Origin of the sequence: Anaerococcus sp. NML200574 (assembly GCF_026131665.1) — a bacterium.
Lineage (GTDB): Bacteria > Bacillota > Clostridia > Tissierellales > Peptoniphilaceae > Anaerococcus > Anaerococcus kampingae.
This window is the reverse complement of record NZ_JAMXSM010000006.1, coordinates 25,545-50,915: the sequence shown is the minus strand read 5'-3', so window position 1 is coordinate 50,915 and position 25,371 is coordinate 25,545. Positions and strand designations below refer to the sequence as shown.

Sequence of the window (25,371 nt, the reverse complement as noted above, 5' to 3'; positions counted from 1 at the left end):
CTATCAACTTTCTAAATTTGTCTAATAATTTATATACAATTTTATTTTCTCCCAATAAGAAGAGTTGAGCCGTAAAGTCCCAAGAATAAGGCTTCTTTGTGACCCATAAAAAGCCCCTTTGTTGTATCAATTAATTGCACATCTTCGTAGCCGTCTTTTTTAAGCTTTTCGATAAATTTATTCATATCTCCGTATCTTGACTTGCTCATCAGATCATGGATAACAAAAACTCCACCTTTTTTTAGCACACGCAATGTCTCCAGTAAAAGTTTTTGTTTGTTTTTCCCACTTATATTGTGATAAACGTAGTTGCTTGTTACTGCATCAAAACTTTCATCTTCAAACGGAAAATCCACTGCATTTCCTTCTTCAAATCTCACATTCTCTACTCCCTCTAATTTTGCATTATTTTTACAGAGTTCTTTAGAAAATTCAGTTTTATATGAACCTTTCCATATGTCACAGCCCACCATGGTCGCCTTTGGATTTCTCTTTGCACAAGCTATAGTAAGAGCTCCACTACCACATCCTACGTCAAGTCCAAGTCCACCATCAGGAATTTTTACATAAGCTGCAGTCTTTTCTATAATTATTTCGGCAAGCTTTCTTTTTCCATTGTAATCAAAAGCCCTATATAGTAATCTCATCCAAATTGCAAAAAAAGTAAGTTTCAGCGTTGCATATCCAAAAATAATGGCAAAGATAAGACGAGTTCTTCCGCTAAATACAAAGTCACTAACACCAAGGGCTATAAATAGGATAAAAGCCACGAGGCTTGCAAGTATTAAATTCCTTAACAAGCTTTCAGGAACCCAGTTTTTGTAGTCAGCTTTTGTTTTCTTGTTGTCAATAAAATTTAATTTTCTCATAAATTTTCTCCTGTAAATAATAAATTTAATCCCTGACTTATAAGCTTATAAATTCATATTTGTATAGTTTATCAATAAGGTTAGGTAGTAAACAAAATATATTAAGTTAAACCAACCACCGCGAATAATCATATGCAAACCCTTTGGAAATCTATCAACAAGGGGAGTGAGAATCAAAAGAAATATGGGTGTAAATAGGGCTTGCCATCATAATCATTAGGATCATAATATAAGGTCATATCTCCCAAAAACATCAAGAAGAAGCCCAAATGACCTATCAATATAGTCTTGTATAAAGTAACAGTTAAAGGCCTTCTTTTATCGCATGATATCAATTATCACTTTCATTGTATCATATAAGACTGGTTCCTTTCAAATATATAATCTACTGCCTTAAACTAAGAAAAAAATAAAGGCAACCCGAAAATATACTGACCCCGAAAAGTTAGACCAAAAAAATAACCAAAGGAGGTAAATTTTTTAATGGCAAAATATAGCACAGAATTTAAAATAAAAGTAGTAAAGGAATATTTTGAAACAAATATCTCATATAAATCTTAATCAGAAAAATATAAACTTTCTCATCAGTAAATAGTAAAAAGATGGGTAAATGCATACAAGTCACAAGGCTATGAAGGGCTAAAAGTAAAGAAAAAAATACACAATACAGTAAAGACATGACTTTTTCTTGTATTTTAGATTCTATTTTTGACATAAATCCTTGCCCATACTCCTTTCCTACAAATTGCATTTTTATTGCTACTCTTCCTTGTAGTCTTTAAAAATTTCATCCTTAGTCGGCTCAAGGACGAATTCAAATCTCCTAATTATTGTCATTGGGATGATGACATCCCCGTATTTGTCAGGCATATAGACGCCCCTTAATTTATTGGCTATGGCCCATATAAAATTAGCTTCCTGGCTTATGTCTATTGACTAATCTGGGTCGATATTGCCAGTAGCTGTTAAGTTTTCAGTCATGATTTCTCCTCTGTTTACGATTTCTTAGCTTTATTATATAATATTCTCCCTGCTTATATATATATCAAATTATCTTAAAATGTCCCGATTTAATTTAATAGGTATTGAAGTAACTTTAAGGATAGTCTTAGTCTATCTTGTATTATTAATACTTGTATATTCTCTTTTAAGTTTGCTTTAATATCCCCCATTAACTTTCTTTTAATATCCCCCTTTAAATTTATTTTAATATATAAGCAAATCCTGTGGCATAAAAATAGAGCTAAGCCAAGGCCTAACTCCGTTTTTGTTTTTAATTTTTTATATGTTTATAAAGAGCGCCTATTAGGTTGGCGTCGTTGAAAAATTTGCAGTTGATTACTTTTGGCACCCTTAGGTCAAGTCCCATTGAGTCGTATATTTTTTCTAGCTCTTCTTTTAGGATTGTATGGGTCAATTCTTGCCTGCTTATGCCTCCGCCTACGGCAAAGATTTCTGGGTTTAGTACTAAGTTTAGGTTATAGATCAAAAAGGCTATGATTGATAGGTAGGCCCTTATTTCTTCTAGGGCTACTTCATCGCCATTTTCTGCAAGGGAGAATACATTTTCCCCATTTGCATTTTCTTTTGATAAATTTAGCCTTTCTACCACTTTTCCCACCATTTGAGGCACACTTGCTATGGCACACATGGAATTTTCCATTTTTCTTTCTGCCATAATATTTGTAAGGATAAAGGATAATTCTCCTGCTATTAGGTCACTTCCCCTGTAGATCTTTCCATCTATCATGATTGCCCCGCCTATTCCTGTTCCTAAGACTAGGGTCACAGAGTTCTTATAGGCTTTGAGATTTCCTTGCCAATATTCAGCTAGGGCTGCGCACCTAGCATCATTTTCTACTGTCACAACTTTGCCAAATCTCTTGCTTAATTCATCAACTATTGGCCAATTTTTGATATAGGCAAGGCTGCCTCCATTTACCATAAAGCCTTTTTCTGAATCTATGAAGCCTGGCATGGATAGGCCTATACCACTTATTTGGTCCTTGTATTTTTCTACTATATTTTCAAGGGATTTGACAAAGTCTTCTCTATTTGTCCTTACTGTGTCAAATTTTCCCCTTTCTTTAATTTCGGCCTTGTAATCCATCAGGGCATATTTGCTGTAGGTGCCGCCTACATCAAAAACTAAATACATTAGTCAAGGTCCTCGCCATTTGATTCTATCACTTTTTTGTACCAGTCAAATGATTTTTTCTTAGATCTCTTGAGACTTCCCTTGCCATAATCATCACGGTCTACATAGATAAAGCCGTATCTCTTACTCATTTCACCAGTGGATGCTGATACTAAATCTATTGGTCCCCAAGTTGTGTAGCCTATGACATCTGCTCCGTCAAGCTCTACCGCATCTTTCATGGCCTTGATATGGTCTCTTAAAAAGTCTATCCTATATTCATCATCCACATAGCCATTTTCATCAGCCTTATCGACAGCTCCTAGTCCGTTTTCTACTACAAATATTGGCTTTTGATACCTGTCATAGATTTCGTTTATGGTTGTCCTAAAACCTAGTGGATCTACTTGCCAACCCCATTCGGTTTTTTCTAGGTATGGATTATCTACTGTGATTTGTAGGTTAGATTCTGAAAGCTTGATGTCTTTGTCAGCACTTACTGTTTTTGTGGTGTAATAGGATATTGATACAAAATCTACCGGATTTTCCCTTAGGATTTTCTTATCTTCTTCTGTAATTTCTGGTAAAATTCCTTTTCTTTCAAGCTCTCTTAGTTTATAAGTTGGATAATAGCCCCTTACTTGTACATCTGTAAAGAAATAATTATCTCTGGCTATCTTTTGTGCATGGAATATGTCTTCTGGGTTAGATGTGGCAGGATAAATTGTTCCTGAATTTAGCATGCAACCTACTTTTATCTCTGGATCTATCTCGTGTGCAATTTTTGTAGCGTAGGCGCTTGCCAAGAACTCATTATGGATGGCTTGGTACATGGTCTTTTCAATGTCTTCACCCTCTTCAAAGCATAAGCCTGCTCCCATAAATGGTGCTGCAAGGATTACATTTATTTCGTTAAAGGTTAGGTAGTATTTGACCTTGCCCTTAAATCTTGTAAAGATTGTCCTTACGAGATTTTGATAAAAATCGACAACTTTTCTATTTCTCCAGCCCCCATATTCTTGGATTAGATGCATTGGAAAATCGAAATGGGTTATGGTAATTAAAGGTTCTATATTATATTTTAGGCATTCATCTATGAGGTCTTCATAAAACTTTAGACCAGCTTCATTTGGCTTTTCTTCATCGCCCTTTGGGAAAATTCTTGTCCATCCTATTGAAAACCTATAAACTCCAAAGCCCATTTCCGCAAAAAGAGCTATATCTTCCTTGTACCTGTGATACATGTTTATGGATTCCTTGGCTGGATAAAAGTGGTCATCATCAAATTCAAACATCTTTTTTCTGCCTGTAATTACATCGACCCTGTCTTCTCCCACAGGACATAGGTCAACATTGGCAAGACCCCTGCCATCTACATCATAGGCTCCTTCGCATTGGTTAGCAGCTGTTGCTCCTCCCCACAAAAAATCATCTCTAAATGTCATCTTACTCTCCTTATTTTTCATAAAAATTTTATGCAAAAACTATCTTCTTATAAAAGTACCCAATTATAGGGTCTAAAAATCATAAAAATAAAAGCTTAAGCAGGAGATTTTGCTTAAGCTTTTTATTTTTAAAGGTCTTGGGATTTTATTATATTAACCTGGCAAGATTTCATGGCATCTATGGCTGTTTGGTGGGCTGCTTCGCTTGTGGCCTTGCAGAGGTCTTCTATGACTGTGACTTCTGTATCAAGAAGGGCATTTTTGATCATAAGGGCGTTGGAAATCACGCAAATATCTGTGCAAATTCCTACCATATAAACTTTGTCAATTTTTTCTTTTTTGTTTAAAGCTTCTAGATATTCGACAAGCTCATAAGAGCCGAAGGATGGCTTGTCTATGATTTTTTTGCCCCTGGTGTCAATTCTTACTTGCCATCCGTCAGTCCCCTTTATGCAGTGGGTTACTGGAAGGTGCTTGCCTTCAAGGCTAGCTAGGTAATCATCATCGTGGGTATCTCTTGTAAAGATAACTTCCCCATCAAAATTTTCTACTAGCTTATCAATCGGATCAACTATCGCGTCATTGCCAGCATTGCCTAGGGCCCCATCTATAAAATCATTTTGTAAATCCACTACTATTAGTACTTTCATTTTTTATCTCCTAACTTTCTAAATCAGCGATTTGCTCATCTAATTTATCGGATATTTTTCCTACAGTATGCCTAAGTTCTTTGAGAGCCAGTAAATTTTCTTTTATCTCCCCTTGGACTCTGATATCGGTGAAGATATTGTCAAAGATTGTGTCAAAAAGCTCATCTGATAGCCTATCTGGCACGCCTTTTGGCAAGCTTATACCTACATCGCTAAGCTCTTTATTTAAAGATTCTAAATTTTTTGGCAGGTCCTTTAAAATATCATTTGCCTTGCCTATCTTATTTCTTTTTACGAGGCTTGGAATAAAATCTCCTCCCAAAAGGTCAAGGATACCCCAATTTGAGGCAGAATTTAATTGCTTTATAGCTTGGTCAATTTTGTCAATCACAGCCTCTGCGGCCACCTTTGCTTCCTTTAATTCTTTTAACCTATCCACGCTTGCCTCCTTTGTTGATTAGCTATAGTCTATTAATAATTTTAAATCCTTCATAATTTTATTTACGACTTACCTATATTATAGCACAAAAATCTATGTGGTGTTTAATTATATTTTTATGCAAATTTTATGTTTACAAATTATCTGCAAGGGTATATATTTAATACACGATATTACGTAAATTTATGGAGGATAATATGAAATTAACTGAAACAGTTCAAACTGCAGATTGGAAAGCTGAAAAACACGTTCCTTTTCTAGAAGCTAAAAGAGAAGGCAACCTACTTCACATCAAGGCATTTGTAGGTGAAGAAATTGCCCATCCAAATACACTTGAACACCATATCGCTTGGATCAAAGTGTTCTTCAAGGCTGAAGGAGCTAAATTCCCAATTGAAGTTGGTTCTTATGAATTTAAGGCTCATGGCGAAGATGAAGTCTTCTCAATTCCAGAAGTAGAAGTAAGCATCCAAACAGAAAAAGCTGGCGAAGTTTATGCCCTAAGCTACTGCAATATCCACGGCCTATGGGAAAACTCTATAGAAGCTTAATTATATAACATTGAAAGCGAGGATTTAATTCCTCGCTTTTTTGGTGCTTATTTTATTCTAAGAAGATTTTTTACTTCTTTCTCATCTACATCAGCAAGGCTTGATACTGGCCAGACTGCTTCATTGTCCTTATCTATTAGTTTGGCCCTGATGCCTTCTTTGATAGCGCCTGTCTTTAGGCCGTATCTGATTATATCTAGGTCTAGGTCGATTGTCTCCTTGCGGGTTAATTTTTTGCCTAGGAAATATTTTTCAAATTGGACCTTAACCATGAAGGGGTCTCTTGATTCTAGGACTTCTAGGCTTTCTCTTGCAAAATCATCATCAGCTTCTTTAAGGCTAGCTACGATTTCTTCTACAGAATCTTTAGCGAAGTGGGTCTTTATCTTGGCCTCATTTTCTATATTTGGGCTGGTGCCTTCTTTTATGGCAAAGCCTGAAATTTCATTCTTTATGTCCCCTATTAAATCTTCGCTTGTTTCTGATAATCTTACTATTATTTCTAAAATCTCTTGATAATCTTTATGATTTATTAGGATATGAGCAAGCTTATTTTTTACCAAATCTATTGGATATAGCCTTGATCCTATTAGGCCTACATATTGGCCGAGGGCCCTGTCAAGCCTTGATATATAATAACCTACGGATACATCTGGCACAAAGCCTAGACTTGTTTCTGGCATGGCCCAGTTTGTTGTTTCATCTGCTATGATTAGGTCAGAGTGGATGGTAAGGCCAATTCCCCCGCCCATGGTGATGCCAAACCAATGGCTTATGATTGGCTTTGGATAGTCCATGATGTATTTATTGAGGTCAAATTCCTTTTTGAAGAATTCTTCCTTCTTAGTTTCTTCATCATTTGTAAGATAATTATAGTAAATTTCTTTTAGATCTCCACCTGCTGATAGACCCTTTTCTGCATGAGAATCAAAAAGGATTGCTCTTATGTCCTTATCTTCTTCAAATTTCTTAAGGGCTTTATATATTTCATCGACCATCTGGCCATTTATGGCATTTAGGGCCTCTGGCCTATCTAGGTAGATTATACCAATTTTATTTCTAACTTCTGTATTTATCATATATCCTCCAACTTTATTCTTAATCCTATCTTATATATACCTATTAGCTCGCAGGGTTAAACAATTTTTTGCAATCTTTGCATGTTGGACTTAAATGATTTGTCATAAAAAAAGAAGCCCCGAGGGACTTCTCTTGATATTTTCTTAGTTTTTGGCATTTTCTGCTGCGTTTTCGCCTGCTATCTTACCAAATACTGTGATGTCTGTCATTGCTACAGATCCTAATCTGTTTTCGCCATGGATACCGCCTGTTACTTCGCCTGCTGCGTATAGGCCTTCTATCCATTGTCCGTCTTTGTTTAGGACTTTTGCTTCTGTGTTGATTTTTAGACCACCCATGGTGTGGTGAACTGCTGGAGCTGCCTTCATCATGTAGAATGGTGCATCCTTTACTTGCCAGCCTAACATTCTTAGGTTGAAGTCTGGGTCTTCTTCCTTGGCTGAGTTTTCGTTGAAGGTTTTTACTGTTTCTAGTAAGGCATCCTTGTCTATGCCAAAATGCTCTGCTAATTCTTCTAGAGTGTCTGCTTTTACCATTAGGCCTCTGTCAAAGAGTGATTTTGCTTCTTCTGGGTTTGATGCCATGGTGCCTGTCTTTTCGTTTGATGTTTCATCCCAAAGAACATAGCCTACATAGTCTGTTTGAGCCTTGATTGCCATTGAGATTTCTCTTCTGGTACCTAGCTCTTCTACAAATCTCTTACCTTCTTTATTTACTAATAAAGCTCCACCAACTAGTCTTGTATCGCCGCAGTATAGAAGTTTTCCTGTTTCTACGTCACATACTGGGTAAAGTTGGATTTTATCCATATCTACTGTGTCTGCACCTAGTTTTTCAGCCATAGTGATACCATCACCTGTTGCTCCTGGTGAGTTTGTTGATAGGACGTGTTCGTCAACTTCCTTGTCATTTTCGTAGCACATTTCAGCATTTGCACCAAAACCACCACTTGCAAGAACTACTGACTTAGCATTTACTACAAGTTCGCCATCTTTTGTCTCAGCCTTAACTCCGCAAACCTTTCCGTCTTTAGCTAAGATTTCTTTTACGTCTGCTTCTGTAATTACATCTATGCCAAGCTCTTGGCATTTCTTTGTGTAATTTTTGATTAGCTCGTTACCTGTGTGGGCTGCTGGTATTAGAGATCTTTTTACTGAGTGACCACCAAAGAACATTAGTGAATCTAACCACTTAACTCCTATGTCATCTCTTAACCAGTAAGCATCTTCTGTAGCCTTATCTGCTAGGACCTTGATTAATTCTGGGTTACCACCAGCTTTTTCTACGTCTTCTGCAAATTTTTCCTTACTATCTTCGATGCCTTCTTTTTCTTGAAGTTCATTGGCTGGGGCTGCGTATTCACCACCAGAAATTAGGGTATTACCACCAACTGCTGATAGTTTTTCAAGTAGGACTACATTTGCTCCTGCTTCCTTGGCAGATACTGCTGCTGCAAAACCTGCACCACCACCACCGACTACTACTACGTCTACATCTTTTTCTGTAGTTTCGCCCTTGGCCTTTTCAACTTGGCCTTCGTAGTTTTTAACATCCCTACCGCTTGCTTCTATAGCAGCCTTAACAGCTTCTATAAGGGCAGTAGATGTAACTGTAGCACCTGAAACTGTATCTACATTGATAGAGTTATTAGCTATGATTTCTTCAACAAGCTTGTCAGCTGCCTTATCTCCAAGACCTTCTGTCTCTTCGTGAGTAAGGTCGATTTTTGCAATCTTATCTCCATCGAATGTAACAACAGCCTTTAGGTCTCCATTCATACCTGCTGCAGTTCCTTCTCCAGTTTCCTTACCTGCACTCTCTTCTACCTTAGTATCTTGATTATCTCCTGCCTTCTTATCAGCTGTGTTAGATCCACAAGCAGAAAAAAGCATAGATAGTGATAACAATAATGCTAACGTTTTACTTTTATTCATATTGTCTCCTTTATATGTATTATGCTAATATTATAGTAAAGATTTACTTTTTGTGCAAGGCTTTGAAATAATTAGTTAAAGCATTTTTTATAAATATTTAATAAAACCCTAAATTTATGCTTAAATGCATAAATTTATAAGGCAGGTAGAATAAATAAACAATTGTTTTTTTACAAATCATGATAGAAAAGGCAAGGTTAGTACGAATATATAGGTGAAGGAGGCAATGATGGATGATTTAAAAATAATAAAGGGAATTAAAAATAAAAACGAAAAGTACCTTAGAATCTTCATCGACACCTACGGCCCGGTAATGAAAGCATCTATCTACAAGGTCTTGACCTTTAATGATAATCTGAGGATGGAAGTCTTAAATGAAGCAGTCCTAGCAGTCTGGGATAATATAGGATCCTTTGACCCAGAAAAGTCATCCTTTAAGAATTGGTGCGCAGGTGTGGCTAGATACAAGGCCATCGATGCCCTAAGAAAGGAAATAAGGCATAAAAGCGTAAATTTAGATGAAATCTCAAATTATCTAGAAGATGATGATGAGATTTACCTAGATAATACAGATGAAATTCTTAAGGTCCTTGATGAAAGGGATAGAGAAATTTTTAGGAAATTATTTATAGAGGGCTTCTCCTACGACGAAGTGGCTAAAATCTACGACATATCAAAGGCAAATCTCTACAACAGAGTTTCAAGAGGTAAGAAAAAAATAAGGAAGGAGATTCAAAATGAAAAATGTTTATGATGAAATTAATAATTTAGAATTTGAAAGCGAAGAGTATAAATTAAATGATATAGAAAAGGAGTCTTTATATAAAATGGCAAAATCTTATAAGAAAAATTCAAAGAAAAAATATATAGCAGTGGCAGCAGCTCTCCTTCTTGCGGCAGGCCTTACCGTTCCTCCTGTAAGGGCACAAGTTTCCAAGGCCTTCACAGACATAAAGGTCACCATGATGGAAACAATCGGGGCAAGCCCTGAGTCCTATAAATATGTAACAGAACTTCACAAGCCAATAGAAATAGGTAATCAATCTATCGTTCTTGAAAATCTTGTAATCGAAGATAACAAGATTTACTCAACTATTCTTATGGATCCAAAAGGAAAAAGCATAGAAGAATCAAATGAAACAGCAAGTATCTACAAAGTTGTAATAAAAGGCGAGACTTACAAGGCTTGGGGTTCAAGTGGATCAAAAGGAATGTCAGACGATGGCAAGGCCTTTGTTTCAGAATCAATGACCGATTTTGATAAGGTTTTTCCTGAATTAGACCAGGCTGATATTGACCTATATATATCAAACGGAACAGCTAGCGAGGTTGTATCAATCAAAGCAAGCTCAAATATAGTTAATAAGGAAAATAAAGTCCTAGCCAAGGATTACAAGCTTGAAAATGGGGGAAGTATCAGACTAATGAAGCTAAACCCAATCACCATGACCGCTATAATTGAAGGTCTTGATCCAGATTATGTTTACGAACTTGAAGGAGTCGACAAGGACGGCAAAAAAATCGAACTTGACCTAAGGACAGTTTCTGATGGAGTATTTACCTTTATCTACAATAAAGACTTCTCAGACCTTAGCTTAGATGAGATAAAAGATGGCAGGGAAATAGACTTTAGCCTATCAAGATCAAAAATAAATGAAAACTCCGGCAGACTAACAGACGGTAACTACGAAAAGGTGGAAGAATTTACTCTTTCAGCAAAATAAACATCAAAAAAAGTAGGTGAGATTAAAATCACCTACTTTTTAATATGCATAATCAAGCATCTTTTTGGTCATATAAAGCTGGTAAGACGCAGCTATTGCAAATAAGTTTAAAAATTTAATGCTCAAGCTTACAGAAAATGAGATAGCAAGACCCATGAGGGCAAATGACCCATAAAATAGATACTTATACTTTTTATCAATGCTTTCTAAATAATAATTTGCTTCCTTATTAAATTTGATTCCTAGGCTTTTTTGATAAAATAAAGCTATAAGTGACCAAACTAGGGTGGCTACAAATAGGTACCAAGTATCATAGACCCTAACTTCATAAACTACACCGACCATCAAGATGTACATGATAACCATAAGTCCTAAATATGTATTTTTTTGTTTATTAGATAAATTTCTAGCCATAAGATTTCCTTTCTCTTTACTTTTTATATTTATACCCAATCTCCCCCCTTAATCAAAAAAAAGAAGGCCGTGGCCTTCTTGATTTTTTATATAATTTTTCTAAATTGTCCCACATTTGTAGGATTCTCCCATCAATTCACTAATTGAGATGAGTTTTACTAACTAGGCATTTATTATTACTTCAACTTGCTCTTCTAGGACGTCCTTATTGTGTTTGGTTTCTGATGAGTAGGCAAATATTAGGCCCTCATCTTCTATGCCTAGGGTTTTTTGGACTTGTTTTAGGTGTTTTTGGACCTGGCCCTTTTTGATCTTGTCAAACTTAGTTGCGATAACAAAGCCCATGTAGCCTGATTCTAGGATCCAATCATACATTTGCTTATCCAGGGCTGTTGGCTCATGGCGGATATCTACCAAGAGGAAGACCTCTTTGAGATTTTCCCTCTCGTGGAGGTATTCATTTATTAGTTTATCCCACTTGGCCTTTTCGGCTTTGGAGACCTTGGCATAGCCATAGCCTGGCAAGTCTACCAGCCTAAAGGCATTGTTTACCCTATAAAAATTGATTGTTCTGGTCTTGCCTGGTTTGGAACTGGTCTTGGCAATGGCCCTCCTATTTGAAAAGGAATTGATAAAGGAGGACTTACCGACATTTGACCTACCTACAAAGGCAATTTCTGCCAAATCATCATTTGGCCACTGGCTCTTAAAACCTGCAACTTGTTCTAATTCTATGTCTTTTATCTTCATATGAGGGCTCTTTCTATGACTTCTGAGACATTTGAAACTGGGATGAAGTTAATCTTATCCCTGATTTCCTTTGGTATATCTTCTGTATCTCTCTCGTTATCCTTTGGAATAATCACATTTGTGACCCCATAAGAATAGGCTGCTAGGGCCTTTTCCTTAAGACCGCCTATGGCTAGGACATCACCTGTGATTGTGACCTCCCCTGTCATGGCTAGGTTATTTCTCACCTTCTTGCCTGTGAGAGCAGAGGTGATAGCTGTGGTCATGGTTATACCTGCTGATGGACCATCTTTTGGTGTTGCCCCTTCTGGAACGTGGACGTGGATGTCCTTATCTTCATAAAACTTATCTTTAATACCAAGCTTGTCAGCATTTGACCTGATGTAGACAATAGCTGCTTGGCCAGATTCTTTCATGACATCTCCAAGAGAGCCTGTAAATTCTACATGTCCTTTACCTTCCATAACATTGGCCTCAACTGTAAGCATAGTACCACCCACAGATGTCCAAGCTAGGCCATTTACAACGCCTATCTTTTCTTCCTTAGATATGTGATCGTCTATAAATTTCTCACGGCCCAGGTATTTGATGTAATTATTCATAGTAACTCTGACAGACTTCTTACCTTCTAGGATTTCCTTGACTGCCCTACGGCAAATCTTGCCAATTAGCCTTTCTAGCTCCCTAACACCTGCTTCTCTGGTATAGTTTTTAATGATTTTTTCTATAACATTGTCTGATAGGGCAAGCTCTTCATCGCTTAGGCCTGTATTTTTCATTTGCTTGGCTATGAGGTATTTCTTGGCAATGTTCATCTTCTCACCCATGGTGTAGCCTGATAGCTCGATGATTTCAAGCCTATCGTAGAGGGCATCTGGGATTTGGTTGATGTCATTGGCTGTGGTTAGGAAAAATACATCCGATAGGTCAAAAGGTATGTCTAGGTAGCGGTCGATAAATTTATCGTTTTGCTCAGGGTCTAGGACTTCAAGAAGAGCTGATGATGGGTCACCCCTAAAATCAGATCCTAATTTATCAATCTCATCTAAAAGGAAGACTGGATTTTTAACCCCTACCCTGTTGATATTGGCTAAAACCCTACCTGCCATAGCTCCTACATAGGTCCTCCTATGGCCTCTAATTTCTGATTCATCTGTCACACCGCCCAGCCTCATTGAGACAAATTCACGGTTTAGGGCACGGGCTACAGACTTGGCAATGGAAGTCTTTCCCACTCCTGGAGGGCCTACAAGACAGATTATTGACCCCTTTACAGACTTATTTTTAATCCTAACGGCAATTGATTCTAGGATTCTTTCCTTGACATCTTCAAGGCCGTAGTGGTCTGTATCAAGGATTGTGCTTGCCTTTTTGATATCAAGGCTTTCCTTAGATTTTTTATTCCAAGGTAGGCCAACTACAAAGTCTAGATAAGAAATGATTACCCCATAGTCTGGGCTCATCTCTGGTATGGAGTCAAGCCTATCTAGGTCTTTATTTAGGGATTTCTTGCTTTCCTTATCAAATTTTATCTTGGCAATTTTTTCCCTGAACTCATCCACCTCATTATCAGCCTGACCTGTTGTTTGATTGAGTTCCTTCTTTAAAACATCCATCTTCTCCCTGAGGTAGTATTCCTTTTGGGATTTGTTTATATTGTCAGTTACTTCCTTTTCAATTTCTAGACCTAGATTTTTAAGCTCGATTTCCTTATCAATTGTCCTGTGGAGAAATTTCATCCTTTCAGTAATATCAAGCTCACTTAAAAGCTGATAGTATTCCTTTGGAGAAAGGTCTAGGTGAAAGCTAATTAAATCTACTAGTCTGTGATAATTTTCAACTTCTACCATGCCATAGGATATCTCATCCATGATATCTTCGTTAATTGAGACATATTCCTTAAAATCTTCTAGGAGGAGTTTTTTGAGGGCTTGTAGGGTGTCGGTGTCTTCCTGGTTTTCTTCTAGGTATTCGTAAACTTCGACATCAGATCTTAAAAAGCCTTCTGCGACCTTTAGTTTCTCAAGCTTACCTACACCTCTTGCCTGGACAAAGACTCTAATCTCGCCATTTGGCATGGTGAAGGTTTCCTTAATGGTCGCAACTATTCCATATTCGTAAAGGCCATCTTGCTTAGGATTGTCATCGAAAATGTCCTTTTGGTTTAGTAAAAATATATCTTCGTTATTTAGCTTAGCATTTTCAACAGCATTTTTTGAGATGGACCTAGCGCAATCAAAATTAAGCATAGTAGTAGGCATTACCCAGTAGCCTCTTAAAGGCACCAATGCTAAGTTTTCTTGTGTTATTTTATATGTTTCTTTCATAAATCTTCCTTACGTTTAAAAAGGGAAATGACTAGCATTCCCCAATTTTACTCTTATTTCTTTTTATATTCTAGCTTGCTAGGATCATCTATAGCTTCTTTGGTTACTAGAACTTCTTTTATTTCATTCCTGGATGGTATGTCAAACATCACATCAAGGAGGAGATTTTCAAGTATGGTCCTAAGGCCCCTAGCTCCTGTTTTTTGCTCGATTGCTTTTTTGGCTATAGCCTCAATAGCATCATCTTCAAAGCTTAACTTGACATTATCAAGGTCAAACAGCTTTTGATATTGCTTGATGACTGAGTTTTTAGGCTCTTTTAGGATTCTCACTAGGGAATCTTCATCTAGGGCATCAAGACTTACTATTATTGGCACCCTACCGATAAATTCTGGTATAAGGCCAAATTTGAGCAAGTCTTCGGTATTGACTAGGCTTAGGTCTGTCTTTTCTCTTTTGGAAATATCTGCCCCAAAGCCGATGGTCTTATCGACTTGTCTTTGGTTTATAATATCCCCTATTCCTTCAAAGGCCCCACCTAGGATAAAGAGAATATTGGTGGTATCTACCCTGATATATTCTTGGGATGGGTGCTTCCTGCCTCCTTGTGGAGGGACATTGGCTTCTGTGCCTTCTATTAGCTTTAGAAGGGCTTGTTGGACACCTTCCCCACTTACATCACGGGTTATAGATGGGTTTTCACTTTTTCTAGTAATCTTATCTATCTCGTCTACATAGATTATTCCAATTTCAGCCGCTTCTATGTCATAATCAGCTGCTTGGACTAGTTTTAGGATAATATTTTCTACATCCTCACCCACATAACCTGCTTCGGTAAGGCTTGTAGCATCTGCTATTGCAAATGGCACATTTAACTTTTTGGCTAGGGTTTGGGCAAGGAGGGTCTTACCAGAACCTGTTGGTCCAAGCATTAAAATATTTGATTTTTGTAATTCTACATCCGTATCTTCAACATTGGATGTAATTCTTTTGTAGTGGTTGTAGACTGCTACTGATAGGGTTTTTTTGGCTTCTTCTTGGCCTATTACATATTGGTCAAGGTAGTCTTTGATCTCCCTTGGTTTTGATAGTTCAAAATCAAAGGCAAAATCATTCATAGCATTTTCTTCACCCTCAATAATTTCTGAGCAAAGTTCCACGCATTCATTGCATATATAGCCATTTGCTCCGGCAATTATCCTCTTTACTTGGCTAGAATCTTTACCACAAAAAGAACATCTCACTTGCGTTTTATCCATTTCTGCCATATTACTTATTACTTTCTATAACTTTATCTATTAGACCATATTCTAGGGCTTCTTGAGCACTCATGGCAAAGTCCCTGTCTGTATCTTTCTCTATTTGGGCAAGGTCTTTGCCAGTATTTTCTGCTAGAATCCTATTAAGGTTAGCCTTAATTTTTAGGATTTGCTCAGCTTGGATAACTATATCTGACGCTTGACCTTGGGCCCCACCTGATGGTTGGTGGATCATGATGTTGGAGTTAGGTAGAGAAAATCTCTTGCCCTTGGCTCCTGAAGATAGAAGTACTGCTCCCATTGATGCTGCTTGACCTATGCAGATTGTTGATACATCTGGCTTGATGTAGTTCATTGTGTCATAAATTGCAAGGCCGCTTGTTACAACGCCGCCTGGGGAGTTGATATAAAAATGTATGTCCTTGTTTGGATCTTCACTTTCTAAAAATAGAAGTTGGGCAATTATTATATCACTTACCTCATCACGTACCTCTCCAGATAGGAAAATTATCCTATCCTTGAGAAGTCTTGAATATATATCATAGGCTCTTTCGCCTCTGTTTGTTTGTTCTACTACTGTTGGTACTAAATAATTTTTAGCTAACATAAAGCCTCCTTTATAAGGATTTTCCTTATATTCAGCTTAAAACTAGGTTAATTATTTTGCTTCTTTGTTTTCCTCTACGTGTTTGTGGTATTCTTCATGAGGAAGAGCCTTAGCCTTACTTACTAGTAATTCTACAGCCTTTCTTCTCTTGATATTTTCTTCTAGAGTCTCATCAGAAACATTTTTAGCAAAGATTTCTTTGAATTTTTCAAAATCATCTACACCGTAGTTTTTAGCTGTTTCTTTTAATTCTTCTTCTTTTTCTTCATCAGATACTTCGATACCTTCTTTGATAGCAAGTTCATCTATTACAAGATTTGCCTTAACTCTAGCTTCAGCACCTTCTCTATATTGGTCACGGATAGCGTTGATATCCATCTTTGTCATTTCAATATATTGAGAAAGTGTTAGACCCATTTGTTGAAGTCTTTGATCTAGATTTTGAAGGTCAAAGTCGATTTCTCTGTCTACCATTGATTTTGGAGCGCTAACTTCACTTACTTCTACTAGAGCTGCTACTGCTTGGTTTTGCATTTGGCTTTCAGCAAAAGATTTCTTATCATCTGCTAGCTTTTCTTTTAGGTTGTTTTTAAGTTCTTCAAGTGTATCGAATTCTGAGATGTCTTTTGCAAATTCATCGTCAAGTTCTGGAAGTTGTTTTTCTGTGATTGAGTTGATTTCAACAACAAATTTAGCATCCTTGCCTTGGAATTCTTTTGCTTGGTAATCTTCTGGGAAGGTTACGTTGATTTCAAACTTATCTCCTACCTTGTGACCGATTATTTGGTCTTCAAAGCCTTCGATAAAGGTGTTTGAACCTATTACTAGGTCATAGTCTTCTGCCTTGCCACCTTCAAATTCTTCATCATCTAGGTAGCCATCAAAGTCTATATTTACCTTGTCACCTTCTTTTGCTCCCCTATCTTCTACTGAGATAAGTCTAGCATTTTCTTCTTGTTGGTGAGATAGTTCGTGGTTTACATCTTCTTCAGTTACTTCACCAGATACTTCTTCTATTACAAGATTATTGTAATCACCTAGTTCTGGGTGTGGTTTTGTTTCTACTTCTACCTTGAAGGTGATGTCTTTGCCTTCTTCGATATCATCTAAGTCTACTGATGGTTGGTCGATTACTTCTAGACCTAATTCTTCTACTGCCTTTTCGTATGGTTCTGGGAATACTATTTGGATAGCATCATCGTAGAAGATTTCTGGGCCGTACATTTTTTCAAGAACTCTTCTTGGAACATGGCCTGGTCTAAAACCATCTATTCTGTATCTTTTCTTATTTCTCTTATATACTGTGTCAGTTGCTTTTTTAAAGTCATCATAAGCTACATTAAATTCAAATTTAGCTATGTTATTTTCGTGTGATTTTAATTCTGTCATTTTCTCCTCCGTGAAAGTTCATACTCATTGAAATAATATACTACATTTTTATCTAGCTATCAAGAAACTAGCCCATTTCTCTTATAAATTTAAGGATTGCGGACTTATTATTAGGAAGTTTTTCCTCAATAACATTTTCTTCTATTAATTTAAGCAAATCGCCCAAGGCCTTGCCTTCTTTGTAACCGAGTTTTATTAAGTCCTTGCCATTTACTGCTAAATCCGACCTATTAAGGACCAGTTCCTCTTTTTCTAGATTTTTTAAAAGCTCGTGGGCATTATTTATATTTGCTAGGTCCTTGTGGACTGTTGCTAGCTTATCAGCCTTTTGCAAGTCAAGGAGCCTTAAGAGGTCTTCCTTGCCAAGTTTTCTTAGAAGCCTTTTGATAGACTTTTCTGTATAGGTATTGGCCGCATCCATATGCCTTCTAATAAGGTTTTCTTCAGATTCTATAAGCTTTTTAGAATATTTTAAATCTCTAAGCCTTGCAATGGCAAGGTCTGCAGACAGGTCTTGGTGGCCAAAAAATCTCCCATTGCCCTTTTCATCAAGAAAAAAGCAATCTACCTTGCCTGTATCGTGAAAGATGGCGGCAAGTCTTGTTATTAGGTCTTTTTCTGTATTTCTTAAAACTTCTAGGCTGTGTTCATAGACATCTAGGTAGTGGTGGGGCGAATGTTGGTCAAAGCCGATAGTTCTATATAGTTCTGGGAAAATCTTAGCAAGTAGACACAATTCTTCTAAGAGTCTTATCCCATAAACTGGATTATCAGCTAGCAAAATTTTATTTATCTCACTTGCAATTCGCTCTTTTGAAATAAATTCAATATTCGCTTGTTTTTCTATTATGGCCTTTTTTAGACTATCCTCGATTGTAAAATCAAGACAAGTTGCAAACCTCACAGCCCTAAGGGCCCTCAGGTAATCTTCTTCAATCCTCTCTTTAGGATCGCCAACAGCTCGTATTATCTTAGCTTTTATATCAGTCCTTCCGTCAAAAGGGTCGATTATTTCTCCACCCCTTTTAGCCATAGCATTTATGGTAAAGTCCCTGCGGGCCAAATCTTCATAAATATCATCAGTAAAGGATACAGCTACAGGCCTTCGCTTATCTAAATAGATTGAGTCGGACCTTAAGGTTGTTATCTCATACTCATCAAATCCTGCAAGAACTTTGATTGTTCCAAACTTTTTTCCAATATCAACTAGGGTAAAATTCTTAAAGACTTCCTTAATCTGATCTGGCCTTGCAGTCGTTGCTATGTCTACATCTGATGAAGGCTTTCCCATTATTTCATCTCTAAGGTAACCTCCCACAAGATAGGCTTTAAAGCCAGCTTCTTCTAGGCTTTTTAAGATAAATTCCTTATTCATCCTCGGAACTATCTTTCTTATTTACATCTATCCTGTAATTTATCACATCTTCCCCATCATAAACTTCTACACCATCTGGTAAATCTAGTTTTACTTCTCCGGACTTGCTGGCCTTGATGTTTGATACATTTACTGGGAAGGTTGAGATTTTACTTATATTTTTAAGGCTTTGGCCCTTTATTACAATCTGATCAGGCCTTAGGGTCTTAAGGCTTGCTTGATATCCTTCGGCAAGTTCACCCCTTACCTTTAGTTCTACCTTTACTTTTTTTGTTTCATAAACTAAGAAGGAAAGGTTGATATCCTTATGGTCTAGGTCAACTCCTTCAACTGTCTTTCCGCCCTTATCAAGGACATTGACATTTACATTATGAATTTTGCCATCCAGATATTCGGCATCATTGATGTAGGCTTCGATTCTGTCGACCTTATTTATTATAGATTCTGGTCCTGAAATCTGTATTTCCTTTGGCCTTTGTTCATTTACCTCGACAAGTTTGCCATCTTTTAACTTATCATCTATGACAATATTTACCGGCATTGACTTTGTGATTATCCTTTGGATATTAAGGTTTATACTCTTTGGGTCTATGTGGTCGACATAGATTCCTGTTGGAGTATCAATGTTTACATCGAGGGAGTTAATGCCTTCTTTGACATTTGCAACATTTATTGAGGCCTGAATATCAGATTGGTCAAGGCCTATAAGGTTATTTCTGGAGCCTGTTAGCCTGACTGATACAGTATTTGCCTCATCCTTGCTGACAATGGTGTAGCCATTATCTTCAAGCTTATCCTGGTTTTGTATAATAAGCGGAAGGTTTCTAAAAGTCCTATTTGCTGTTGGATTGGTTGAAGTTGTGACAAAGGTCCACATCACTACAGCCACTATAATTGATAGGATTATCAGTTTATTATCGCTTTTATCGTCAAATTTTTTGAGTTTTTCTAGAAAGCTATTCATCTTTTTTTAGCCCCTTTTCGCTGATTTCATTTCTTAGTCTAATTGTTAGAGATTCTTCATCAAAATATCTGTTGATTACACCATTTTCAGCTACAGATATATTGCCTGTCTCCTCTGAAACTATGATTACAACCGCATCAGACTTTTCTGTAATGCCTATAGCCGCCCTGTGCCTAGTGCCAAGCTCCTTGGCAATGGTATTGGATTGGGAAAGTGGCAAGTAGCAAGCTGCTGCTGTGATTGTGTTTTTTCTAATAATAACTGCCCCATCGTGGAGAGGGGTGTTTGGTATAAAAATATTTATAAGAAGTTCACTAGAAATATCTGCCTCAAGCATGGTTCCTGACTCAATTATATCAGAAAGTCCTACTTCTCTTTCAAGGACAACTAGGGCTCCAATTTTTTGACGAGAAAGGGAGCTCATGGCAGAAACTATTTCCTTGATTGAATCCTCATTTCTCATATTTTTCTCAGATCCAAAGATAGACCTACCCCTACCAATCCTCTCAAGACCAGTCCTAAGCTCAGGCTGAAAGACTACGATAATAAATACCAAAGATACAGTTAAAAACTGGTTCATAACCCAGGAAACCGTATTTAGGTTGAGCATATCAGCAATAGAGGCGAAAATTAGGACAAAGATAAGTCCATATAAAACCTGCTCAGCACGGGTGTTTCTAAGCAAGGAAAAAAGCTTATAAACAACAAAGGATATAATTGCAATATCAATAACATCTGTGACTCTTATTAACATAAGAGATGTAATAAAATTATCTAAAAAATTCATATTCTCACTCCTAATAATATCCTACTTCTTTTTGCTAATAAATTACACTTCTTATGGATTTTCTTTAACAAAAAAGACCCTGGCATAAGCCAAGGTCAAAATCTGTATTTATTTTATCCTAGGTCAGAAACCTTTCTTTTAGCTTTTGGCCTAAAAATCAAGCTCATTAAGACAAAGGTTAGGGCAAAGGCAAGCATTATTCCCATATTGGGCAGAATTGTGCTTAGGGCTGGATTTTCTATTAGCATATTATTATTTTTTATATAATAATAAGAAGGTAAGATTTTTCCTATATTTAGGGCAGTCTTTGACAAAAATTCCTGAGGGACAAAGGCTCCGCACAAAAATGACGAACCCAAGCCCACCACCTGCATGATAGCCGACATTATATTTTCACTTACTATAAGATTTGCAAGCATAACAGCCATGGCTACGACAGTAATGGTAAAGATCAAAGAGTTTAAGATCATGAGGTTGGTGTGACTTGCCTTAAAATCGTACTTGTAGATTAGGGCAAAAAGAATGACATAAAATAGCCAAACTCCGATGCCTGTCACTATATGGCCCAGAATTAATTCCAAATTCATCCTAGCCTTTGACATGGCAGAGACCTCATTTCTCATGGCAATAGTAGATTTCTTATAAATCTTAACTATAGTTGAAACTATAAGGATTACTTGTGATAAGATAAGATAATTTAAAAAGTTAAAATAAAAGAGGGAATCATCCTTGTTTTTAACCTTATTCTTATCCTTTAAATCCACTTCTATCTTCTTATCCAAATCCTTACTTGCAAAGTCGATTGCTTGAGCTTTCTCAAAACCTGCCCTTTCATAAGAAGCCACCTGGTTTAAAAACTGGTTGATATTCTCCTTTACAGCCATCCCATACATATCATTTGGGGCATTTTTAAAATCTAGCTTCCTAGTTTGGTCAAAATCTTTAGGAATCACGACAGCTGCGTTTATCATCTGGTAAAAGAGCTTATCTTCAACTAGGTCTTCATCCATTTCCCTTATCATGGTGTTTTTATCAAGATAGGCTACTAGGGCCCTTGATAAGTCAGTCTCAGCCTCATCATTTATGTAAATGTCAGGTTTTACACTTACATAAAAATCTCTCTTAACAAACCTTGTCGAAAAAATCAGAAGGAGGCCAAAGATAGCTGAGTAAAGGATTATGGCAAATTTGTGGCCTGCTGCAAGCTTAAAATAATTTTTAAAGACTCTCATATTCTTTACCTCGCATAAAATACATAGATCCTAAGATTAGGGCCAGGGTCACTAGGCCAAGGTAGACCATATTTTGATAAAATCTACTGGTCTCTTCATAATAATAGAGGGCATAGATAGCATCTGTTACAAGAGCTACGGGATTTATCCTATTTATAATAGGGATTTTTTCTTCAATTATAATTTTCATATCAGACATCATCATGCCTGCCAAAAAGCTCATAAGCATGGATATGGCTATGCCTAGATTTATCTTAAACTCGATTGACTTTTTATTTGAAACTCCAATAAAAATCCCAAAGACAATTCCTGTAAGGGATGAAAGCCCGCTTAAAAGGACTAAAAGTCCCATCCTATCCCCAAAGTCTATCCCGATTACTTTTTTCAAATATCCTATAAATATTAGGGTGATTGCAAAATTTATTAGCCAGCTTGCTAGGATTGATGCGCTTAGGGCTCGGCTTTTTCTAAGTGGAGATATGGTATTTCTCTTGGCATTGACAGATAAATTGGCCTCATATTGATAGATTACGAAAAGTCCCCACATATAGCCATAGATTGTGGTCATGCCTACTAGGGTGTAGAAAAAGGTATTTATCGGGTCCATGTTTTTTCTGGACTTATCATTTATAAAGTCATCCACTTCCAAGACCTTGACAAGGTCTGCCTTAGGATTTTCTGCCATGACCCTTTTTACCATTTCAGATTTTTGCAAGTAGGCATTAAGGATTGTCTCCACAATTGTCTGGCTTATGCCTGATTTATTGGCATAGACCCTATCAAGGCTATCTACATAGACCTTGACCTTGTCATTTTGATCTAAGATATTTTTGTCAGTGGCTTTATGGACCTTAAAATAATCCTCATCTTCCATCTGGTCTAGGAAATTTTTGAAATTTTCATCAGCTAGCAAGCTCTCATTAACACCTATATCTATCCTTTCAAATTTGGCCTGAGTGGACAAATTGCCAAAGGCTAGCTTAAATAAAATCGCCAAAAGAAAGGGGAAGATCAAGGCCCAAAAGACCATGGCCCTTTCTCTTAAAAGATATTTGAGTGTGTACTTAAATGAATGCAAAAACATACTAATCCCTCAAATCCTTGCCAGTAAGCTCTAGGAAAACATCGTTTAGGCTTGGTTTTTCTACGCTTATTGACTTATATTCTATGTTTTTTTCTTCTAGGAAGGTCATGAGTTTTACTAAATTTTCATCTCCCTTGGAGAAGTTTAGCCTTAAGATATTATCCTTGTAGTCAAGGCTTATTAGGTGGTCAAGACCCCTTAGGTCTTTAAGGATTTCCTCACCTATATCACTTGCCTCAAGGCTTATCTTTTCTGTAAGGTCAATCATATCCTTAAGCTCTCTGGATGTGCCCTTGGCAAGGACCTTACCCTTATCGATTATGACTATATCATCACAGAGAAAGTCTACCTCATCCATATAGTGGGAGGTATAGATTATGGTTGAGCCCTCTTGGTTTAGTTTTTTGATTCCCTCAAGGATGTTATTTCTTGACTGAGGATCAACGGCTACTGTCGGTTCATCTAGGATTATGATATCCGGCCTATGTGCTATCCCGCAGGCTATATTTAGCCTTCTTAAAAGACCGCCTGAAAGTTTTCTTGGCTTAAATTTTTTAAAGTCATTTAGGCCAACTAGTTCTATGGCCCTCTGGACAAGGTCTTTTCTCTCCTTCTTATCCCTTATATAAAGTCCGCAAAAATAATCTATATTTTCATAGACGCTTAGCTCGTCATAGACTCCCACATCCTGGAAGACTACACCGATTTTTTCTTTAATATCATAGGCATCTGGCCTCATTTCCTGGCCATAGATTTTGACACTGCCCCCATCTTTTTTAAGGAGAGATAGGATGCAAGAAATTGTTGTCGACTTGCCAGACCCATTTGGGCCCAAGAGTCCCAAGATTCTTCCCTTTTTGACATCTAAATCAAGGCCGTCAAGGGCTTTTACTTCCTTATAATTTTTGACAAGCCCCCTTACTTCTATGAGATTTTCCATTGCTTTGCCCTCCTATATTCTTACACTTATATTAAACCTCCAATGATATATACTTGTAAAATTTATGTAAAAACAATGTAAAAAACCGCCAATGGATTCCCATCAGCGGCTTTCTTTAAAGTTTCATTGAGTTTTGTCTGCGTCTTAGTCTTGTGATTGTAGCCTTTTCGTCGATTTTAACCATTGACATGTCTATTACTGTGTCCTTTTTGATATCTACTATGGCTTCTGTATTTGGTGTTATAAGACCTATTGGAAGGAGGTCTTCATTTAGGCACCTGTCATGGCTGGTTAGCTTTCCAAAGACCCTGTCAGAGCCGATTCCTTCAAGCTTTTCACCCTTTTTGATATCCCTTTTGGCTACTGTTACAGTATCTGCTACCTGGCCATGAATTGGAGCAATAGATGGCTCATTTTCTACTACTGCATCATAAATTGTGATTGGAGCTTCTAGACTTGTTAGGTGGTAAGGTCTATACAATAAATAGTTTGGACCATCGCCAAAACCTAAGAATTTCATAAGATCTCTTACATCTTCCTGATCGCTTGTTACTATTATAAAGACTCCTGGAGCCATGCCTGGTGAAAAGTCAACTATTCCATAAGAGTTTAATACTCCACCATCAGCCTTAAGTTTAAAGTCTTCTACTGCCCTTTCCGGACTTGTTGTAATGCCGTGGCAACCAAAGGTATCTGGCAAAAATCCTAGGGCATTGCAGACAGCATTTAGCTCAATCATTGTATTTGTACCATCTACAAAGCTTGTTAACATTCTAGGAGATAAGCCTTTTTTCTTAGCTTCTTCTTCAAGAATTTCCGCTGTTGCATAGTTATCAAGTGGGTTGTTCTTGCCTTTTGCAGCTACTAGGACTTTTAGGCCCATGCCGTAGGCATTGTCTACTAGGTCAATTATTGCACCTGGCTCATCACCAAGGATGCCAGTATAAACAACTCCAGCCTTTTTTGCCATATCGTGTAGGACAGGTCCAACAGTCGCATCACATTCTACATTGAAACTAATCATATGTTTGTGGTATTGGATTGTTTTTCTGGCAATAACTGCCCCAAATGGTGGGTTGCCAGTACAGTCAACAACTGCATTTATCTGTAAAAGCTTATAGGCTAGTCTGTGGTTAGTTGATACTGCTACAAAGCCCTTTTCTAGAACCTCATAACCCTCGTTATAGTCATCTGTGTAGATGATTTTATCCTCGCTAATACCAGCCTGAACTAGGGCTTTTATAGCCTTTCTAGGATTCCTATCTACAACTAGCTTTACTTCCATAGCGTCTATCTTTGATAGCTGGCTTATAAGAGAAGCCCCCATCTTGCCACAACCAATTATGGCTAGTTTGATGCTTTCTCCATTATCTTTCATTTCTCTTAGATTTCTATTTATCTTTAACATCTATTT

The 25,371-nt window shown here is 37.2% G+C and carries 24 protein-coding genes; 3 read left to right on the top strand and 21 right to left on the bottom strand.

Going from position 1 to position 25,371, the window contains the following annotated elements:
• Window positions 1-41: 41 nt before the first annotated feature.
• The 6 genes from NH286_RS04675 to NH286_RS04650 all read right to left on the bottom strand — a co-directional run bounded on the left by NH286_RS04675 (window position 42) and on the right by NH286_RS04650 (window position 5,540).
• Entirely contained in the window at window positions 42-869 is an 828-nt protein-coding gene (locus NH286_RS04675; protein ID WP_265215240.1) for a class I SAM-dependent methyltransferase, read from the bottom strand.
• 759 nt (window positions 870-1,628) lie between these two features.
• The gene (locus NH286_RS04670; protein WP_265215251.1) at window positions 1,629-1,775 is read right to left on the bottom strand and encodes a type I restriction-modification system subunit M N-terminal domain-containing protein; all 147 of its coding nucleotides are present in this window, start codon (window positions 1,773-1,775) and stop codon (window positions 1,629-1,631) included.
• A gap of 367 nt (window positions 1,776-2,142) precedes the next feature.
• Complete coding sequence (locus NH286_RS04665; protein ID WP_265237285.1) at window positions 2,143-3,027, bottom strand: ROK family protein; 885 nt, start codon at window positions 3,025-3,027, stop codon at window positions 2,143-2,145.
• On the bottom strand, window positions 3,027-4,451 hold the full coding sequence (locus tag NH286_RS04660) for a 6-phospho-beta-glucosidase (protein WP_321160846.1): 1,425 nt from the start codon (window positions 4,449-4,451) through the stop codon (window positions 3,027-3,029). The genes NH286_RS04665 and NH286_RS04660 overlap by 1 nt, the downstream gene beginning before the upstream one ends.
• A 128-nt stretch (window positions 4,452-4,579) precedes the next feature.
• On the bottom strand, window positions 4,580-5,101 hold the full coding sequence (locus tag NH286_RS04655) for a cysteine hydrolase family protein (protein ID WP_265237283.1): 522 nt from the start codon (window positions 5,099-5,101) through the stop codon (window positions 4,580-4,582).
• Window positions 5,102-5,111: 10 nt separating this feature from the next.
• Window positions 5,112-5,540, bottom strand: coding sequence for a hypothetical protein (locus NH286_RS04650; protein WP_106461651.1), 429 nt, complete (start codon window positions 5,538-5,540; stop codon window positions 5,112-5,114).
• Between the two features lie 197 nt (window positions 5,541-5,737).
• Between NH286_RS04650 and NH286_RS04645 the strand changes: the two genes are divergently transcribed.
• Complete coding sequence (locus NH286_RS04645; RefSeq protein WP_265215250.1) at window positions 5,738-6,091, top strand: desulfoferrodoxin family protein; 354 nt, start codon at window positions 5,738-5,740, stop codon at window positions 6,089-6,091.
• Between the two features lie 47 nt (window positions 6,092-6,138).
• Here the strand turns inward: NH286_RS04645 and NH286_RS04640 are convergent, their stop codons facing one another.
• Complete coding sequence (locus NH286_RS04640; RefSeq protein ID WP_265237280.1) at window positions 6,139-7,170, bottom strand: enoyl-CoA hydratase/isomerase family protein; 1,032 nt, start codon at window positions 7,168-7,170, stop codon at window positions 6,139-6,141.
• A 144-nt stretch (window positions 7,171-7,314) separates the two neighbouring features.
• Complete coding sequence (locus tag NH286_RS04635; RefSeq protein WP_265237278.1) at window positions 7,315-9,105, bottom strand: flavocytochrome c; 1,791 nt, start codon at window positions 9,103-9,105, stop codon at window positions 7,315-7,317.
• 229 nt (window positions 9,106-9,334) lie between these two features.
• On the opposite strand from NH286_RS04635, the gene NH286_RS04630 reads away from it, so the two are divergent.
• Window positions 9,335-9,859 (top strand): sigma-70 family RNA polymerase sigma factor, encoded by a 525-nt coding sequence (locus NH286_RS04630; RefSeq protein WP_106461644.1) that lies wholly within the window; start codon window positions 9,335-9,337, stop codon window positions 9,857-9,859.
• Window positions 9,843-10,829, top strand: a complete 987-nt coding sequence (locus tag NH286_RS04625) for a hypothetical protein (RefSeq protein WP_106461642.1) — start codon at window positions 9,843-9,845, stop codon at window positions 10,827-10,829. Before NH286_RS04630 ends, NH286_RS04625 begins: the two co-directional genes overlap by 17 nt.
• Window positions 10,830-10,868: 39 nt before the next feature.
• On the opposite strand, the gene NH286_RS04620 is transcribed toward NH286_RS04625, so the two are convergent.
• The 13 genes from NH286_RS04620 to NH286_RS04560 all read right to left on the bottom strand — a co-directional run bounded on the left by NH286_RS04620 (window position 10,869) and on the right by NH286_RS04560 (window position 25,365).
• Window positions 10,869-11,243, bottom strand: a complete 375-nt coding sequence (locus NH286_RS04620; protein WP_158698410.1) for a hypothetical protein — start codon at window positions 11,241-11,243, stop codon at window positions 10,869-10,871.
• Window positions 11,244-11,405: 162 nt separating this feature from the next.
• Window positions 11,406-11,993, bottom strand: a complete 588-nt coding sequence (yihA, locus tag NH286_RS04615) for a ribosome biogenesis GTP-binding protein YihA/YsxC (protein ID WP_106461639.1) — start codon at window positions 11,991-11,993, stop codon at window positions 11,406-11,408.
• A complete protein-coding gene (gene lon / locus NH286_RS04610; RefSeq protein WP_265237274.1) occupies window positions 11,990-14,320 on the bottom strand; it encodes an endopeptidase La in 2,331 nt (776 codons plus the stop codon). Before lon ends, yihA begins: the two co-directional genes overlap by 4 nt.
• A 53-nt stretch (window positions 14,321-14,373) precedes the next feature.
• A complete protein-coding gene (gene clpX, locus NH286_RS04605; protein WP_106461635.1) occupies window positions 14,374-15,588 on the bottom strand; it encodes an ATP-dependent Clp protease ATP-binding subunit ClpX in 1,215 nt (404 codons plus the stop codon).
• A gap of 1 nt (window position 15,589) precedes the next feature.
• Window positions 15,590-16,186: an ATP-dependent Clp endopeptidase proteolytic subunit ClpP gene (gene clpP / locus NH286_RS04600; protein ID WP_106461633.1), complete on the bottom strand. Its 597-nt coding sequence runs from the start codon at window positions 16,184-16,186 to the stop codon at window positions 15,590-15,592.
• Between the two features lie 51 nt (window positions 16,187-16,237).
• Window positions 16,238-17,575, bottom strand: coding sequence for a trigger factor (gene tig / locus NH286_RS04595; protein WP_106461631.1), 1,338 nt, complete (start codon window positions 17,573-17,575; stop codon window positions 16,238-16,240).
• 67 nt (window positions 17,576-17,642) lie between these two features.
• Window positions 17,643-18,950: a CCA tRNA nucleotidyltransferase gene (locus NH286_RS04590; protein WP_265237273.1), complete on the bottom strand. Its 1,308-nt coding sequence runs from the start codon at window positions 18,948-18,950 to the stop codon at window positions 17,643-17,645.
• The gene (locus NH286_RS04585; RefSeq protein ID WP_265214142.1) at window positions 18,943-19,914 is read right to left on the bottom strand and encodes a YbbR-like domain-containing protein; all 972 of its coding nucleotides are present in this window, start codon (window positions 19,912-19,914) and stop codon (window positions 18,943-18,945) included. The genes NH286_RS04590 and NH286_RS04585 overlap by 8 nt, the downstream gene beginning before the upstream one ends.
• Window positions 19,907-20,701, bottom strand: a complete 795-nt coding sequence (gene cdaA, locus NH286_RS04580; RefSeq protein WP_265237271.1) for a diadenylate cyclase CdaA — start codon at window positions 20,699-20,701, stop codon at window positions 19,907-19,909. Before cdaA ends, NH286_RS04585 begins: the two co-directional genes overlap by 8 nt.
• 113 nt (window positions 20,702-20,814) lie before the next feature.
• Window positions 20,815-21,933 carry an ABC transporter permease gene (locus NH286_RS04575; protein WP_265237269.1) on the bottom strand — a complete coding sequence of 373 codons (1,119 nt, stop codon included), beginning with the start codon at window positions 21,931-21,933 and terminating at the stop codon, window positions 20,815-20,817.
• The gene (locus NH286_RS04570) at window positions 21,920-23,017 is read right to left on the bottom strand and encodes an ABC transporter permease (protein ID WP_265237267.1); all 1,098 of its coding nucleotides are present in this window, start codon (window positions 23,015-23,017) and stop codon (window positions 21,920-21,922) included. The genes NH286_RS04575 and NH286_RS04570 overlap by 14 nt, the downstream gene beginning before the upstream one ends.
• A 1-nt stretch (window position 23,018) precedes the next feature.
• Window positions 23,019-23,957: an ATP-binding cassette domain-containing protein gene (locus NH286_RS04565; RefSeq protein ID WP_265237265.1), complete on the bottom strand. Its 939-nt coding sequence runs from the start codon at window positions 23,955-23,957 to the stop codon at window positions 23,019-23,021.
• 115 nt (window positions 23,958-24,072) lie between these two features.
• Window positions 24,073-25,365, bottom strand: coding sequence for an NAD(P)H-dependent oxidoreductase (locus NH286_RS04560; RefSeq protein WP_265237263.1), 1,293 nt, complete (start codon window positions 25,363-25,365; stop codon window positions 24,073-24,075).
• Window positions 25,366-25,371: the final 6 nt, after the last annotated feature.